We start from the raw sequence: 15,337 nt of genomic DNA on the forward strand, positions 1-15,337 counted from the left end.
ACCTTGGCCGCGCGGCGTCTTCTTCGGGTCGTGGTTACCCGCGGCTGACCGCGCCGACGGGCGGCTTGCCATTCCGGGGCGCGTGGCGTTCAACGGGGCGGGATCGGCGGGGGAGCCGGCCGGGGAAAGCATCCATGTTCAGCGTCCTGAACCTGCAAAGCCTGCTGGGGCTCGCCGTCATCGTCGCGGCCTGCTGGGGATTGTCGGAGAACCGGCGGGCCTTTCCGTGGAAGCTGGCGCTCGGCGCCGTCGCGGTTCAGGCCGCGCTGGTGCTGGCGCTGTTCGCCATCCCGGGGTCGCAGGCCGTGCTGGCGGCGATCACGGGGGCGGTCGACGGGCTGAACGCGGCGACGCAGCGGGGGACGCAGTTCGTGTTCGGCTATCTGGCCGGGGGCGACCAGCCCTATGCGGTGGCCAACGAGGGGGCGCTGTTCACCTTCGCCTTCCAGGTGCTGCCGCTGATCCTGGTGATCTCGGCCCTGTCGGCGCTGCTGTGGCACTGGAAGGTGCTGAAGTGGATCACCCACGGCTTCGGCCTCCTGTTCCAGCGCACCATGGGACTGGGCGGGGCGTCGGCGCTGGCGGTGGCGGCCAACATCTTCCTCGGGATGATCGAGAGCCCGATCGTGATCCGGGCCTATCTGGACAAGCTGACCCGGTCGGAGCTGTTCCTGCTGATGGTGGTGGGGCTGGCGACGGTGGCCGGGTCGACCATGGTGGCCTATGCGGCGATCCTGGCGCCGGTGATGCCCAATGCGGCGGGCCATGTGCTGGTCGCCTCGATCGTCTCGGCGCCGGCGGGCATATTGCTGGCGCGGATCATGGTGCCGGAGCGGCCGGGCGAGGGCGGGGCGCACGCCGACTATGACTCGGCCCTGAAATACGACAGCGCCATCGACGCCATCGTCAAGGGCACGGCCGACGGGCTGATGGTGGTGCTGAATATCTCAGCGGTGCTGATCGTGTTCGTGGCGCTGGTGGCGCTGGCCAACATCATGCTGGGCGGCTTCTGGCTGTTCGGGGACGTGGTCACGGTGGAGCGGCTGCTGGGCTGGCTGTTCATGCCGGCGGCGTGGCTGACCGGGGTGGAGTGGTCCGAGGCGGGCAAGGCGGGCTGGCTGCTGGGGGTCAAGCTGACCCTGACCGAGTTCGTGGCCTTCATCGAACTGGGCAAGGTTCCGGTCGCGGAGATGAGCGAGCGGACGCGGATGCTGATGACCTACGCCCTGTGCGGCTTCGCCAACATCGGCTCGGTGGGGATCACGGTGACGGGGCTCAGCGTGCTGATGCCCGAACGCCGCGAGGAGGTGCTGGGCATGGTGTGGAAGGCGCTGTTCGCCGGCTTCCTGGCCACGCTGATGACCGCGGCCGTGGTCGGGGCGATGCCGGCGTCCATCTTCCGCTAGGTGGCCGCGCCGCGTTGACCGGGGCGGGCGGCGGGGGCAGCATCCGCCGGCCATGACCCACGACAACGACGTCTATCCCGTCCCCTCCGAATGGGCCCAGCGCGCCCGCATGAACGCCGCCGGCTACGAGGCCGGGAGGGCGGCGGCGCGCGAGACCCCGGACGCCTTCTGGGGCGAGCAGGCCCGGCGGCTGGACTGGATGACGGCTCCGACCCGGATCAAGGACGTCAGCTTCGACAAGGCGGACTTCCGCATCCGCTGGTTCGAGGACGGGGTGCTGAACGTCGCCTGGAACTGCCTCGACCGGCATCTGGAGACGCGGGGCGACGAGACGGCGATCATCTGGGAGGGCGATGACCCGGCCCAGTCCGGCAAGCTGAGCTATCGCGAGCTGCACCGCGAGGTCTGCCGCATGGCCAATGTGCTGAAGGGCCTGGGCGTGGCGAAGGGCGACCGGGTCACCCTGTACCTGCCGATGATCCCGGCGGCGGCGGTGGCGATGCTGGCCTGCGCCCGGATCGGGGCGGTGCACTCGGTGGTGTTCGGCGGCTTCTCGCCCGACAGCCTGTGCGGGCGGATCGAGGACTGCGGCTCGAAGGTGGTGATCACCGCCGACGAGGGGCTGCGCGGCGGCAAGCGGGTGCCGCTGAAGGCCAATGTCGATGCGGCGCTGCAGAAGGGCGCGGGGGCGCTCGTCGAGAAGGTTCTGATCGTCTCGCACACCAACGCCGACGTGCCGATGGTCGAGGGGCGGGACGTGCGCTACGGCGAGGCCAAGCACGGGGTTTCGGACGACTGTCCGTGCGAGCCGATGAAGGCCGAGGACCCGCTGTTCATCCTCTACACCTCGGGTTCGACGGGGAAGCCCAAGGGGGTGCTGCACACCACCGGCGGCTACCTGTTCTGGGCGGCGTGGACGCACGAGCTGGTGTTCGACTACCGGCCCGGCGAGGTGTTCTGGTGCACCGCCGATGTCGGCTGGGTCACCGGCCACAGCTATTGCGTCTACGGGCCGCTGGCCAATGGCGCGACGACGCTGATGTTCGAAGGGGTGCCCAACTATCCGGACCATAGCCGGTTCTGGAGGATCATCGACAAGCACCAGGTGGAGATCTTCTATACGGCGCCGACGGCCCTGCGGGCGCTGATGCGCGAGGGCGACGAGCCGGTGAAGGCCACGTCCCGCAGGTCCCTGCGACTGCTCGGCAGCGTCGGCGAACCGATCAATCCCGAGGCCTGGCGCTGGTATCACCAGGTGGTGGGCGAGGGGCGCTGCCCGATCGTCGACACCTGGTGGCAGACGGAGACGGGCGGCATCCTGGTCTCGCCGTTGCCGGGAGCGACCGACCTGAAACCGGGCTCGGCGACGAAGCCGTTGCCGGGGGTGGAGCTGCAGCTGGTCGATGCGGACGGCGAGGTGCTGGAGGGCGCGGCCTCGGGCAACCTGTGCATCACCGACAGCTGGCCGGGCCAGATGCGCACCGTCTGGGGCGATCACGCCCGCTTCTTCGACACCTATTTCAGCGCCTATCCGGGCAAGTATTTCACCGGCGACGGCTGCCGCCGGGACGAGGACGGCTACTACTGGATCACCGGCCGGGTCGACGACGTCATCAACGTCTCGGGCCACCGGATGGGGACGGCCGAGGTCGAGAGCGCCCTGGTGCTGCACGAGGCGGTGGCCGAGGCGGCGGTGGTCGGCTTCCCGCACGACATCAAGGGGCAGGGCATCTACGCCTATGTGACGCTGAACGCGGGCGTCGAGGCGAGCGAGGACCTGCGCAGGGAACTGGTCGCCCAGGTGCGGCGCGAGATCGGCCCCATCGCGGCGCCGGACGTGATCCAGTGGGCCCCCGGCCTGCCCAAGACCCGCTCGGGCAAGATCATGCGGCGCATCCTGAGGAAGATCGCCGAGAACGAGGTCCACGCCCTGGGCGACACCTCGACCCTGGCCGATCCGGCGGTGGTCGACGACCTCGTGCGCAACCGGGCCGGGGCGCTCGGGAGCTGAGGGGAGCATCGCGGAAGGGCCCGGCGCCGGTTGCTCCACCGGCGCTTGCCGGGCGATTCGCGTTGTGCGTTAGTTCGCGCCGCGGGGCGGCAGTCCCGAGACGGGAGCGTTTCCGTCATCGTCCGGGGAGGATGATCATGAAGACGCTGTCCGCGGGGTTCTGGAACAGTGAAGAGTTGCGGGCCCTCGGGGTCGCCCGCGTCGGCGAAAACGTCGGGATCTCCCGCTCCTGCGAAGTGATCGGCCTCGAGAACATCGAGGTCGGCGACAATGTCCGCATCGACGCCTTCTGCGCGATCATCGCCACGGGCCCGGTGCGGCTGGGCTCCTGGATCCACATCGGCGGCGGCTGCCTGCTCTCGGGGCGCGGCGGGATCACGATGGAGGACTTCTCCGGCCTGTCGGGCGGGGTGATGATCTATTCCGCGTCCGACGACTACACCGGCCGCCACATGACCAATCCGATGGTCCCGGCCGAGTTCACCGGCGTCAAGGTCGCCCCCGTCCGCCTCGGCCGCCACGCCATCGTCGGCGCCGGCTCGGTCATACTCCCCGGCGTGACCCTGGGCGAGGGCAGCGTCCTGGGCGCCACGTCTCTGGCCACGCGGCCGATCGCGCCCTGGACCATCCACAGCGGCTCGCCCGCCCGGCGCATCGCCGACCGCGCCCGGGGGCTGCTGGACAAGGAAGCCCGGCTGCTGAACCTGACCGCTCCTGCCAGTACGGAGGCGGCGTGATGGATGTCTGGATCCTCAAGGCCCACGAACCGCTTCCGCTGAACGGCGGCCGACGGTTCCGCGCCGGCCAGATGTCCCGCGCCTTCGCCGAGCGCGGGGCGCGCGTCACCTGGTGGAACTCGACCTTCTCCCACCTCGAGAAGGCCCGGCTGTACGACCGCCAGACCGAAGTGGCCGTCACCCCGGCCGAGACGGCGATCTGCCTGCACGGCCCCGCCTACCGCCGCAATCTCTCCGTGGCCCGCGCCGTCAACCATCGGATCGAGGCGAACGCCTTCCGGCGCGAGGCCGCGCGCCGCCCCCGGCCGGACCTGATCGTCGCGGCCCTGCCGACGCTCGATCTGGCCGAGGCGGCCTCCGAATACGCCGCCCGCCACGGCGTGCCCTTCGTGGTCGACGTGCGCGACCAATGGCCGGACGTCTTCACCTGGGCCCTGCCGAAGCGGCTGCAGCCGGCCGGGCCGCTGATCTTCGCCCCGCTCTACGCCCAGCTGCGCCGCATCCTGCGCCGCGCGGACGCGATCACCGCCGTCGGCGACGGCGTGCTGGGCTGGGCCCAGGGGCAGGCGGGGCGGGAACAGGTTCACGATCGAATGTTCCGAACCGCTTGCGACCGGCCCGTTATCGATGCGCAGGCCCGTCGGGCCGCATCCGACTTCTGGCGTTCCCGGGGGCTGGGAAGCGGGGACCGGATTCTCGCCTTGGCGGCCAGCCTCAACACCCGGTCCTGCGGGCCGATGCTGGACGTCATCCGGGCCTTTCGGGCAGGACGCCCGGACGGCTGGAAGCTGGTCATCTGCGGCTCGGGGTCGCTGGAGGCGGCGATGCGTAACGTCGCGGGCGACGACCCCGCCATTCTGATGACGGGGTGGCTCGACCAGGCCAGAATCCGTAGCCTGTACGACATCGGCTCGGCGGGACTGATCCCCTACCCGCGGACCGCCGACTTCATGGGCGAGTGCCCCAACAAGGTCGGCGAATATCTCGGCTCTGGTCTGCCGATCCTGACCAGTCTGGCCGGAGAGACCGGCCAGGTGATCGAGGAGGGCCGCGCGGGATGGATATACGAGAGCCCCGCCGATCTGATGCGCCTGCTGGCGAGGCTCGCCCCCAGCGAGCTTAGGCCCGCGGCGACGCCGCGCGGCGCCTGTTCGAACGCGATTTTTCAGCGGCCGTGATGCGGGGGTTCGCCGATCATGCCATGGATCTGGTGAGGACGGCCTGCGCCAGTCCGCCGGCGAGCCGGCGACGGGGAGCCGCCAGGCTCGCACCTGCCGGCCGGGCTTTCACAGCCGCTGAGCCGGCGGGATAGCTGTTCGTGTGCCGGACCGGCGGAGGGGACGGTGGCGGTGCGGGTAGTCAGAAGCGAACTCGGCTCGACTCTGCTCGTGTAGGAAACGTGCCGCCCGACGCTTTAGGTCGACAGGGCCGATTTAAGCGCCCGGGAAAATGCCGCCACGACAGACCTCCGGTCGAAACCGGATTCAGCCAGGGCGCGCGCGGCGGCGCCGCTCTGGCGGGCCGCCTCGGGGTCTCTGAAATAGGCCTCGATCGCACTGGCGAGCGCGGCTGCATCCTGCAGCGGAACGCAAATGCCGGCGCCGTGCGTGTCCAACGATTTGACCTGCGAGGGGGGCACGCAGAAGACCGTGGGCCGTCCGGCAGCCAAGTATTCGACGATCTTGGTGCCCGACAAGGCATCTGCGCCGACAAACCAAAGCGGATGGACGAACAGATCGGCCGCTACCAGGATGCGGCCAGCTTCGGCGGGCGCCACGGCGGGCATCAACCGGACTGAACCTGCTGGTGCGCGTTGTTCCACGGCCCTGATGGCCACGGCGTCCGCTCCTGCGCCGAGAATGATGGTTACGATTCCCGGCACGGAGGCGGCGGCTCGCGCGCCAGCCTCTGCAATCGTCGGCGTGTGATAGTGCGAGTTCAACGAGCCCGCATACACTACGACAAATCTACCTTCCACGCCGAGTTCGGCACGGGAAGCAGCCCTATCCCAACAGTCAATTTCATCGAAATCGGCGGCGTGCGGCAGGTGGATGACGTGCCTCGCCCCGCGCTCGATTAACCTCCGCACCATCGCGGTGTCTGTGGCCGCGACGATCCATGCCTGCGCCCAGATTCTGCGATAGAACGCCGACACACGGCGTTGCAGCCATTTCGATCTGAGCAGGCCGACGGTGATCCAGGAATCCGGGACCAGGTCCCGCGCCTCGAGAACAACACGCGAGCGCTTCGCCTTCGCGATGACAAGCGCCGCGACCTCCATCCCCGGCGTTGTAACACTGCCCATGACCACGTCACGTCGACGCAGGATCAGCCCGGCGATGATCACAGACAGGGCCAGGCTGGCAAAGCCCAGAAGGCGGCGAAGCGTTCCGCTGTTGGGCGCGGGAATACACCAGAGCCTCAGTACATCGACGTCGTCCATGCGGGAGCGCCGCCACAGGCGAAACCGGTCGCGCCCTTCAAAGCGCCCGTTTGGATAGTGCGGCAATGCAGTGATGACGGTGATCTGGTGGCCAAGCGCCTGTAAGGCCTGCGCCTGTTTGAACGGACGTTTGGTGGCGCCGGGTTCAGGCGGGAATGTCTGAGTGAGATACAGGATGGAAGCGGGCCGGCCTGTCATGTCTTCGCCAGTTGGGTGATCAAAATCCCTGCCGCGCCGCCCCCAAGGCCGAGCGCCAGAACCAGGGCCAGCACCGTCCAGCCTCCAATTCCCCGCTCGAGGAGGATCAGGCAGGGGTGTGAGATATCGCCGACCATGGGCGATCGGCCGCGGGAAAGTCGGGTAACCACAACCGCCGTGAAATCCACGACCGGAACGATCGCAATCAGCGCCAGCGCGAAGATCGGGGTTCCGGCCTGCCAGCCCGAGAGCAAAAGCCAAGCCAGGACGGCGCCTAGGCTGTATGATCCGACATCCCCCATAAATATCCGCGCCTTAGGTGCATTCCATGAGAAGAAGCCGAGCGACGCGCCGGCCGTCGCTAGCGCCACCCCGACGGGGCCGCCGGCGATGGAAAATCCTGCGGCCAACGCGGCAGCCATCATTGCCGCAACGCTCGAGGCCAGCCCGTCAGCCACGTCCAGCATGTTGATGGCGTTGACCAGAAGCACAGTGCAGAATGTCGCGGCGCCAAGACCCAATAGCGACGGATGCTCAATGGTCCCCACGGCCAAGGCCGCGGACGCCGGGACCTGAATACAGAGCTGGCGGAACGGCGAGAGGCGGTCGGGCTTGAGATCCTTGAAAAGGCCAAGGCCAGCTAGCCCGCCTCCTCCCAGCAGAGCGACGATGCCCGGGTTCGACCCCGCAGGAATCAGGAACACGCCAAGCCCGAGAATGATCGCCAGCCCTCCCAGGAGCGGCACGTCACGGTCGTGAGCGCGGATTTCGGGATTGGCACGGGCGACCGCCCCCACCCACCAAGCCAGAAGCATCGCCGGTCTTGTTGCGGCGAATGTCACCGCGAATCCAAGAAAGAACGCCACCGGGCTCACTTGAACTTTTCGTCCAGAAAGGCGCGTATCGCGGCCCGTGGGGGAGGGGGCATCTGACCGAGGTATGCCGACATGGCGTGCGGGTCGCCCCAGCCGTGCAACGGCGCAGTCTCCGCAGGCGGGACGTGACGCGCGCGAATTCCGGGGTGAGCTTGTTGGAATATCGCCGCGAGCTCCACGACGCTTAGCGGCGCGCCGCCAGTGGCGTTCAGGATGCGCAGCGGCGGAGGGGCGACTTCACTGACAAATCTCAGGCAGATCGCGGAAACGGTTTCGAGTTGAACCAGATCGACTGGCTGACGGCCGTCGCCATGGATCGCCAGCGCCTCTCCAGCCAGCGCAAGTTCCAACCAACGGCCGATGAAATGCCCGCGCTCGCCCCGCATTGGTCCGTGTCCGAAGACGGTGAAAGGCCGCAGGATGAGGGCCGCGGGAAGGCCCGCCGCAACAGCGGCTCGGACCGCGTACTCCAGCGAAAGCTTCGCCGTTCCGTACAATCCGACAGGAGCGGTCGGGGCAACTTCGCTGAGCGCGCGCGCTTCGGCATCGCGAGCGTAGACCGCCGCGCTGCTCAGAAGGATGACTCGCTCGACGCCGGCGCAAATAGCGGCGTCGAGCGCCATTGTGCAGCCCACGACATTGGTCGCCCAGGCCTCCCTTGGCTGTCGGAGGGCCGGGCCGCTCAAGAGGCCGGCGAGCAGCACTACGACGTCCACATCTGACATCCACTCCTTGAGCGCTGAAGCGTCGCTCAACTCACAATTGGAGTACTGCACGCCAGGGACGAGGGACGGCTGCGGGTCCAGAACCGAAACCCGATATCCCATCGCGAGTGCCGCCCGAGCCAAGCCCGTGCCGATGAAACCCGCCCCCCCCACAAGCCCAATTCTGGCGCTCAAGATATTACCCCTGCAAGGGCGGCGTTGGCCGCGCGCGCGCCGTCGAAGTACGCGTCTTCCGCAGAGAAATAGTCCCAGGACCCGAAGCGACCGGCCATCATGATATTGGCTTGAGCCAACTGGCCGATGATTGGGGCGAACCCCCTTTGACCGACATTGCGATCGGCCACATACGCCGGGGAAATCAAGTGAACCGAGATCTCCTCGACTGCTTCGCAATCAATGATTCCGAGATCGGCAAAGTAGCCCACTGCGGTTGCGACTGATCTATCGATATCAGGGGTGTCCTGAGTCTCGTCCAGTCCGTATTCCAGAGACATGCTTGCGCACCCCGGCGGGCAGGTGCGTGAATCCACGTTGGACGGAAAACCGACTCGAAAGAACGAAACAGCCTCGTCCGGGACGTACAGCCAATGGTCGTTGATGCGCATACGACCGCGGAATCCAATTCGTAAGTTAAGTACTCGTGAGTACACGAGCGGGGGGCCGGACAGACCAGTAAGTTCGCACACTTGGGAAAGCGGGCCGGTGAAGATCAGTTTTTTGTAATCCACCCATTCCTGTCCAAATCGAATACGTTGGCGGGTCAGATCAATGGAATTGATCCTGGCCTCATATTCGATCGCGTGCTCGAGGGGTGACGCCATCGCAAATGCCAGATCGCCGACCCGCCCGCTGGAGGGGTAGGCAAACTCGGCATTGTAACCGTACTGCCCGATGGGGCCGGCCGCCCCTTTCAGAAGCAGGTCCTTATTCGGCTGTGGCAAGAATCTCGCGCCGCAGTCCGAAGGCAGGTCGCACAGGGGGCGAGCCCACAGCTTTTCGTTGTACGGCCTGAAAAAGGCCTCGTACAGCGCGGGTCCCCAAGCCTTCAGAAGGAGTGTCGCGTAGTCGTCGGCGCCGACCCGGCCAATCCGGCCCGCGGCGAGATCGGCCAATGCCGCATCGCGTAACTCCGCTGGCGCTGCATGGAGGTTGAACTGCAACGGATAGGGAACGATCCGTCGACCAATCAATATCGCCGACCGTCGGGAAACGACCGTCATGGGAACGTGAAGGTGCTTCAGTATTTGCTCAAAGGTCTCAGTCTGGAAGTGAAGGAAGTGTCCTGCGCGGTCGAATGAGAATGCACCTGCGATGTCTGTGCGTAACAGGCCGCCAGGGCCGCTTTCGGCTTCGAACAGCCTGAACTCCACCCCTGCGTCCAGAAAGACCCTGGCGGCTGCGAGTCCGGAAAAGCCAGCGCCGACCACTACCAGACTCAAAATCCAGCTTCCCGTAATTCCCCCAAGGCCCGTACAAGATACCCGTCGGGGTGCATTCACCAAGTCAGAATCAGAACTACCCTGAACGCCGGTTCGAGTAGCCGCAGCCGTTGGGACTCAGACCCAGGTCTCCAAAATGCAGATCAACGGAGCGTCATGACCCAGGACCGGCTTGCCATCCACGGTGGTCCGAAGGCGGTGAACTTTCGGGAGCCTCAGCATCGCTGGCCCGCCCCCGATGCCGCAGACGAGGAGGCCGTTCTGGGCGTCCTGCGGCGTGGGGAACTATCGTATCATCGCCGTTCGGGGGAGGTGGAGGCGCTGGAGCAGGCGTTCGCCAGCCTTGTCGGGACCAGGCACGCGATTTCCACACACTCCGGAACCGGCGCGCTGACCGCGGGATACGAGGCGCTTGGGCTCTCGCCCGGGGCAGGGGTGATGGTGCCGGCCTACACCCATCTTGCGACGGCCTTTTCCATGCTACCGGCGGGGCTGGCGCCCCAGCTATGCGATGTCGAAGCGGAGACCGGCAATGTCGACCCCGCTGATGCCGAAGCTCGCCTGACCAGCAGGACAGAGGCCATCGCGGTCACGCATCAGTATGGGCACAGCGCCGACATGGAAAAGCTTTGCGCTCTGGCGCGGCGGCGCAATTTGCGTGTGATCGAAGATTGCTCCCACGCCCACGGGGCCACGCGCCATGGGCGGCACGTGGGAGGCGACGGTGATGTGGCAGTCTTCAGTCTACAGGCGCACAAGGCGGTTTGGGGTGGCGAAGGCGGCGTGCTCCTCACGAACAGTGATCGGATCGCCGAACAGGTCTGCCTGAGGGGCCATTTTCGCGAGCGCCGCGAGTTTACCAGTCCGGAGCTGGCTGATTATGCGGAGAGCGGCCTTGGTCATAAAAGCCGTTTGCATCCGATGGCCGCCGCCCTTGCGCGAGTTCAGCTGGAAAAACTGCCGCATGTCATGGCTGCGCGGCGGGCGAACCATTCGCACTTGGCCAAGCGTGTTGCGGGTCTCCAAGGTATTCGTCTGCCGAAGACTGCGCCTGGCATAGACCGCGGGGGATATTTTCAGTTTGTTCTCTTCTATGACAGCGCCGCCTTGGATGACCTGCCATTGGATGTCTTTCTTGCAGCTCTTCGAGCCGAAGGTTGCGCCGAAATCCGTTCCGGAGCGATTGTTCGCCCGCTGCAGTCCTACGCAGTTCTCCAGCGGCGTGACCCTCGAATTCTTGCGCAGGACAGGGAAATGGCCCCTATGGGGCCGCGGCCGCTGTACCGACCGGGAGATTTTCCCGTAGCGGAGAAGTTTTCCGCGACTACGTTGCTGATGCCGGCTTTTACAGCGCCGTCCGGACCTTTGATCGACAGCTATGTGGCGGCTATGGAAAAGGTCATCAACGGGCGGCGCCTGCTCCTGTCAGAGCGACCTGATTTGCATGGGTGAGGGTGCGCTGTCGGAAAGTTGTGGTGGATCAAGCGAAGAGGCGGGTTTGGTCTGCCTCCAATCGCGTCCGCCATGCCATCGCATCCCGGACGATGAGCTCCAGGTCCTGACGCTGCGGCGTCCAGCCGAGTTCGCTACGAATTCTTGAAGAATCCGCGACAACCGCGGCTGTATCGCCGGCCCGGCGTTCGCCCAGGGCGACTTCTATTACCCGGCCGGACACCTGTTCGAAGGTCGCCAGGACCTCTCTGACTGAAAACCCGGTTCCGTACCCGCAGTTGTAGATCCGTGGGGGCTGGTTCGCGGCCAGCCTTTCCGCCAAAGCCGTATGAGCCGACACGAGATCCCCGACGTGGATGTAGTCGCGCACGCCTGTGCCGTCGGCCGTATTCCAGTCGGCGCCATGGATCGTGAAGACGGGATCATGCCCCCTGGAGGCGTCAAGCGCCCGGCTCATGATGCCTGTCTGACCCCGCCGGTACTGTCCAAAGGCCCCGCCGCCGAAACTGCCAGCGACATTGAAGTAGCGCAGGATGCCCAGTGCACAGCCGGCTGCTCCCAGTATCTCAATCAAGGCAACCTCGGCCATGGCTTTGGTCTTCCCATAAACCGAGACAGGGCGAACGGGGTGAGTTTCCGAAACCAGCGCAGTAGCCGGCGTGCCATATACGGCAGCGGTCGACGAAAATACGTACTTCTTTACGCCCGCGCACGCCGCGGCGTTGGCTAAACTGATGGTATTCGCCAAGTTGTTTTCAAGGTATTTCGCCGGGGTTCGCTCTCCCTCGCTGATATTGATGTGGGCTGCGAAGTCGAAAACAATCTCGATGGCGTGCTCCCGAAAGATCTGCGCCATGGTGTCGTGCTGACCTTTGTTGCAGTCGACGAATCTAGCCAACGGCGGGACCATCTCCGCATTGCCGTTGGAGAGATTGTCGACGACGACGATCTGCCAACCATCGTCCAGGAGCGCCCGGGTCACGCAGCCGCCAATAAAGCCCGCCCCGCCGGCCACCAGCGCAGTGCGCCTCACGGGCCCGCTCTTGCGTGCAGCGTCAATAGGAACATTGTCCCCCCCAAGACCGACCGTTCACCATAGCCCGTCACGCGGCCCCGGCGATAGGACGGTCGGCGTTCTTCGCAGGCTCCGCCTACGCATCGGCCATTATCAGGGCGCGCAAGTGAGCCTCCACCTGGTTCAAACGAACCCATGGGTGCGGGCAGTCTGACACAACCCGTCTCCGCCCAGGCTTGTGCTTCGGACAACGGCACAAGCGGCGGGGCGACTCCGATGTGGTAGTTGCCGCGCGCAATGGCCAGATCCCGATAGTTCAGGGCCACCGCCTCGAGGCGAATGACGATCTGCCCCCATTCCGGCTCCGGTTCGGGACGCTCCACCACCTGCAGCACTTCCAGGGCGATCCTGTCGACATAAGCGTGGGCCCACATCACCTGTGCTCCGCCTCGAGGATGTGCCTGCGGACCCGAGGCCCGGCGGGCCCGCGGGCAGGTCCGCCCGCCCCTCGAGGCCGGTCTGCGTCGGGGTGAAAACCCTCGCTCCGGCCGCCTTGAGACGTCGGACGACGCGGCTCCGGCGCTGCCCGCCATGCGAAGGTCCGTGAACGAGAATTACGGCTCGTCCGAAGGCGTCGAACTGCACCGGGCGGGGGGCGCGGGGGCCCAGGATTTCGGATGCTGGGTGCGCAGCGGGACGGCTACGCGGTTCCAGAGATTGATCATCGCGATCGCCAGCGTCAGGTTTGCGATCTCGACCTCCGTGAAGACGGCTTTCAGCGCCTCGAAATCGGCATCGGGCGCACCCGTGTCCGGAAGGCGGGTCACGGCCTCAGTCCATGCGAGGGCGGCGCGCTCTCGCTCGCTGTACAGGCTGGACTCTCTCCAAGCCGCCAGCAGGTGCAGCCGCTCCTCGCTCTCGCCGGCTCCTCGGGCATCCTGGCTGTGCATATGCAGGCAGTAGGCGCACCCGTTGATCTGCGAGGCCCGCATCTTCACCAGCTCGATGAGGCTGTATTCCAGCCCGCTGGCTTCGATCCGGGCCTGGGCGTCCTGCAGCGATTTTACTGCCGGTGCAGCGCCGGCGTTGAGGTTGACGCGGGGGTGCATGATTTGGCTCCGATGCTGGTGCGGATTGTAGCCGGCGTGCCGGGGCGCACGGTGTCGGTGGATCGCTCCGGGCGGGCGCGACTTTCATCGTCAGCATCCCCACAACTGAGGCCTGGGACAAACGCCAACTGCTCACCTCATGGCTGAACAGAAATCATGCGCCACGGCGCGGCGTCAGATCGCCGGAGGGATTCCCGCGGGCCTCTGTGGCTACGAAAGGGCCGCCCGCAGCCAGGCCTCCAGAGCCGCCGACCGTGCTGCGTGTCGCGGATCATCCGGTCGGACGAAATGGAAGTGCACGCCCGGAAGGGCCGGCCCGAACGGCTGGACAAGCGAGCCTGACTTGAGTTCGTCCGACACCAGCAAGGGGCTGAGCAGCGCCACACCCTGTCCCGCGATGGCGGCCTGTATGACATGGGCCTCGTCCGTGAAGGTGACGCCCCTGGTCCAGTCAACGCCCTTGACTGCGGCCACCGTGCCCCAGCGCATCCACGTCGGCGTGTCCGGGCCCTGCTGGCGCCATTCGCTGTGCAGCAGCGGCGCATCCCGCAGCTGATCGGGATGCCGCAGGCCGAGCGACGGGCTGCACATTGGTACGAACTCCTGGGCCACAAGGGGTTCGGAGAACAGTCCGGGGAAGGGTCCGCGCCCGTAGCGGATCGCCGCGTCCGCCTCGCCCCCCAGCAGGTCCACCGGCTCGAGCGTCGCGTGCAGGCGCAGGTCGACGCCGGGATTGGCGGCGCGGAAGCTGTCCACGCGAGGGACCAGCCACCGGGCCGTGAACAGCGGAGTTGCGGAAAGGGTGAGCACCTCGCGCCGAGGCTTGCCGAGTTCCGCGATCGTCTGCTCGAACGCGTCGAATCCGTCGCGAAGGGTTGGGTAGAGCCGGCGCCCGGCCGGGGTGAGGTCGACGCGTCGGGTTCCCCGGACAAAAAGCTGAAGCCCGAGCGTCGCCTCAAGCAGGCGGACCTGGTGGCTGATCGCTGTCGGGGTGACGGCCAGCTCGCCAGCGGCCCGCTTGAAGCTGGAGTGACGCGCGGCGGCCTCGAACGCTCGCAGGGCGGCAAGGGGCGGAAGCTTCCTCATGCACGCGACTCATTCACCCATCGGCTGACGAATTCAAGTTCGTCAGCAGTAGGGCCGGCCCCGTATCGTCGGGCCATGAATGAACCTTTCTCAGGCATCGACGTGACCACTCTCCTTCAGATCGATTCCAGCGCCCGCTTCGGCCGGTCCGGCCATGACCGTCATGGCTCGCACACCCGCCGGATGACGGACCATTTCGTCCGGCATTGGCTCGCCCGCGCGCCGCAGACCGAGGTCCTCGTGCGGGACGTGGCCGCGACGCCGCCCCGCCCTGTCGACGATCGCTGGATCGAGGCGGCTTTCACGCCGGCAGATCACCGGACGGCGGAGATGGCCGCGATCCTGCGGGAGAGCGATCAGTTGGTGGACGAACTGGAGCGCGCCGACCTGATCGTCGTCGGCGCCCCGATGTATAATTTCGGCGTTCCCTCTCCGCTGAAGGCGTGGATCGACAATGTCGTCAGGGTCGGACGGACATTCGGCTTCGATCGCGGGCGGCCGGGCGCGCCCTACTGGCCGCTGCTCGCGCCGGGCAAGAAGCTCATCGTGCTCAGCGCGCGGGGGGATGGCGGCTACGGGGCCGGCGGCCCTCTTGAGGCCGCGAACCTGGTGGACGCTTCCATCCGGGTTCCCCTTGCCTATGTCGGAGTCACCGATTTCCGATCCATCGCGGCAGAGTGGGACGAGTTCGCAGACGCGCGTGTGCGGGAATCGCTGAAGAGCGCGGAAGCGGACATCGAGGGCCTGGTCACGCAACTCGCCCCGTCCCGACCCCGCGTGGATCCCCAACTGATCCTGGCGCAAGCCATTCACGCAGACCCATAGTGAGAGTCCCATGCTG

At 66.5% G+C, this 15,337-nt stretch carries 13 protein-coding genes; 6 read left to right on the plus strand and 7 right to left on the minus strand.

What is annotated here, in order from left to right; genetic code table 11:
* Nucleotides 1-134 precede the first annotated feature (134 nt).
* From VEA98_RS13625 to VEA98_RS13640, 4 genes are all read left to right on the plus strand, one after another.
* Nucleotides 135-1,406 (plus strand): NupC/NupG family nucleoside CNT transporter, encoded by a 1,272-nt coding sequence (locus tag VEA98_RS13625; RefSeq protein ID WP_324815480.1) that lies wholly within the window; start codon nt 135-137, stop codon nt 1,404-1,406.
* A gap of 52 nt (nt 1,407-1,458) precedes the next feature.
* Nucleotides 1,459-3,417 (plus strand): acetate--CoA ligase, encoded by a 1,959-nt coding sequence (acs, locus tag VEA98_RS13630; protein ID WP_324815483.1) that lies wholly within the window; start codon nt 1,459-1,461, stop codon nt 3,415-3,417.
* 137 nt (nt 3,418-3,554) lie between these two features.
* Nucleotides 3,555-4,154 carry an acyltransferase gene (locus VEA98_RS13635; RefSeq protein WP_324815486.1) on the plus strand — a complete coding sequence of 200 codons (600 nt, stop codon included), beginning with the start codon at nt 3,555-3,557 and terminating at the stop codon, nt 4,152-4,154.
* A complete protein-coding gene (locus VEA98_RS13640) occupies nt 4,154-5,332 on the plus strand; it encodes a glycosyltransferase (protein WP_324815488.1) in 1,179 nt (392 codons plus the stop codon). Before VEA98_RS13635 ends, VEA98_RS13640 begins: the two co-directional genes overlap by 1 nt.
* Before the next feature lie 236 nt (nt 5,333-5,568).
* Here the strand turns inward: VEA98_RS13640 and VEA98_RS13645 are convergent, their stop codons facing one another.
* Genes VEA98_RS13645 through VEA98_RS13660 form a run of 4 tightly spaced genes read right to left on the minus strand, consistent with a single transcriptional unit; the run spans nt 5,569 to nt 9,834 of the window.
* Nucleotides 5,569-6,795, minus strand: coding sequence for a glycosyltransferase family 4 protein (locus VEA98_RS13645; protein WP_324815491.1), 1,227 nt, complete (start codon nt 6,793-6,795; stop codon nt 5,569-5,571).
* Entirely contained in the window at nt 6,792-7,661 is an 870-nt protein-coding gene (locus VEA98_RS13650; protein ID WP_324815494.1) for an MraY family glycosyltransferase, read from the minus strand. The genes VEA98_RS13645 and VEA98_RS13650 overlap by 4 nt, the downstream gene beginning before the upstream one ends.
* Before the next feature lie 5 nt (nt 7,662-7,666).
* Complete coding sequence (locus VEA98_RS13655) at nt 7,667-8,548, minus strand: NAD(P)-dependent oxidoreductase (RefSeq protein ID WP_324815552.1); 882 nt, start codon at nt 8,546-8,548, stop codon at nt 7,667-7,669.
* Nucleotides 8,549-8,565: 17 nt separating this feature from the next.
* A complete protein-coding gene (locus VEA98_RS13660) occupies nt 8,566-9,834 on the minus strand; it encodes a protoporphyrinogen/coproporphyrinogen oxidase (RefSeq protein ID WP_324815497.1) in 1,269 nt (422 codons plus the stop codon).
* Between the two features lie 156 nt (nt 9,835-9,990).
* Between VEA98_RS13660 and VEA98_RS13665 the strand changes: the two genes are divergently transcribed.
* On the plus strand, nt 9,991-11,286 hold the full coding sequence (locus VEA98_RS13665) for a DegT/DnrJ/EryC1/StrS family aminotransferase (protein ID WP_324815501.1): 1,296 nt from the start codon (nt 9,991-9,993) through the stop codon (nt 11,284-11,286).
* A gap of 28 nt (nt 11,287-11,314) precedes the next feature.
* On the opposite strand, the gene galE is transcribed toward VEA98_RS13665, so the two are convergent.
* From galE to VEA98_RS13680, 3 genes are all read right to left on the minus strand, one after another.
* On the minus strand, nt 11,315-12,319 hold the full coding sequence (gene galE / locus VEA98_RS13670; RefSeq protein WP_324815503.1) for a UDP-glucose 4-epimerase GalE: 1,005 nt from the start codon (nt 12,317-12,319) through the stop codon (nt 11,315-11,317).
* Between the two features lie 596 nt (nt 12,320-12,915).
* Nucleotides 12,916-13,410, minus strand: a complete 495-nt coding sequence (locus VEA98_RS13675; RefSeq protein WP_324815504.1) for a carboxymuconolactone decarboxylase family protein — start codon at nt 13,408-13,410, stop codon at nt 12,916-12,918.
* Nucleotides 13,411-13,620: 210 nt separating this feature from the next.
* Entirely contained in the window at nt 13,621-14,496 is an 876-nt protein-coding gene (locus VEA98_RS13680) for a LysR substrate-binding domain-containing protein (RefSeq protein ID WP_324815506.1), read from the minus strand.
* Between the two features lie 75 nt (nt 14,497-14,571).
* Between VEA98_RS13680 and VEA98_RS13685 the strand changes: the two genes are divergently transcribed.
* Nucleotides 14,572-15,321, plus strand: a complete 750-nt coding sequence (locus VEA98_RS13685; protein ID WP_324815511.1) for an FMN-dependent NADH-azoreductase — start codon at nt 14,572-14,574, stop codon at nt 15,319-15,321.
* The last annotated feature ends 16 nt before the right edge of the window (nt 15,322-15,337 follow it).

Source organism: Brevundimonas sp. (assembly GCF_035627055.1).
Classification (GTDB): domain Bacteria; phylum Pseudomonadota; class Alphaproteobacteria; order Caulobacterales; family Caulobacteraceae; genus Brevundimonas.

Bases quoted from the DNA above. Each gene is read 5' to 3' on its own strand.
- VEA98_RS13640 (WP_324815488.1), top strand. From the start codon at position 4,154: ATGGATGTCTGGATCCTCAAGGCCCACGAACCGCTTCCGCTGAACGGC.
- VEA98_RS13645 (WP_324815491.1), bottom strand. From the start codon at position 6,795: ATGACAGGCCGGCCCGCTTCCATCCTGTATCTCACTCAGACATTCCCG.
- VEA98_RS13685 (WP_324815511.1), top strand. From the start codon at position 14,572: ATGAATGAACCTTTCTCAGGCATCGACGTGACCACTCTCCTTCAGATC.
- VEA98_RS13625 (WP_324815480.1), top strand. From the start codon at position 135: ATGTTCAGCGTCCTGAACCTGCAAAGCCTGCTGGGGCTCGCCGTCATC.
- VEA98_RS13675 (WP_324815504.1), bottom strand. From the start codon at position 13,410: ATGCACCCCCGCGTCAACCTCAACGCCGGCGCTGCACCGGCAGTAAAA.
- VEA98_RS13635 (WP_324815486.1), top strand. From the start codon at position 3,555: ATGAAGACGCTGTCCGCGGGGTTCTGGAACAGTGAAGAGTTGCGGGCC.
- VEA98_RS13680 (WP_324815506.1), bottom strand. From the start codon at position 14,496: ATGAGGAAGCTTCCGCCCCTTGCCGCCCTGCGAGCGTTCGAGGCCGCC.
- VEA98_RS13665 (WP_324815501.1), top strand. From the start codon at position 9,991: ATGACCCAGGACCGGCTTGCCATCCACGGTGGTCCGAAGGCGGTGAAC.
- acs (WP_324815483.1), top strand. From the start codon at position 1,459: ATGACCCACGACAACGACGTCTATCCCGTCCCCTCCGAATGGGCCCAG.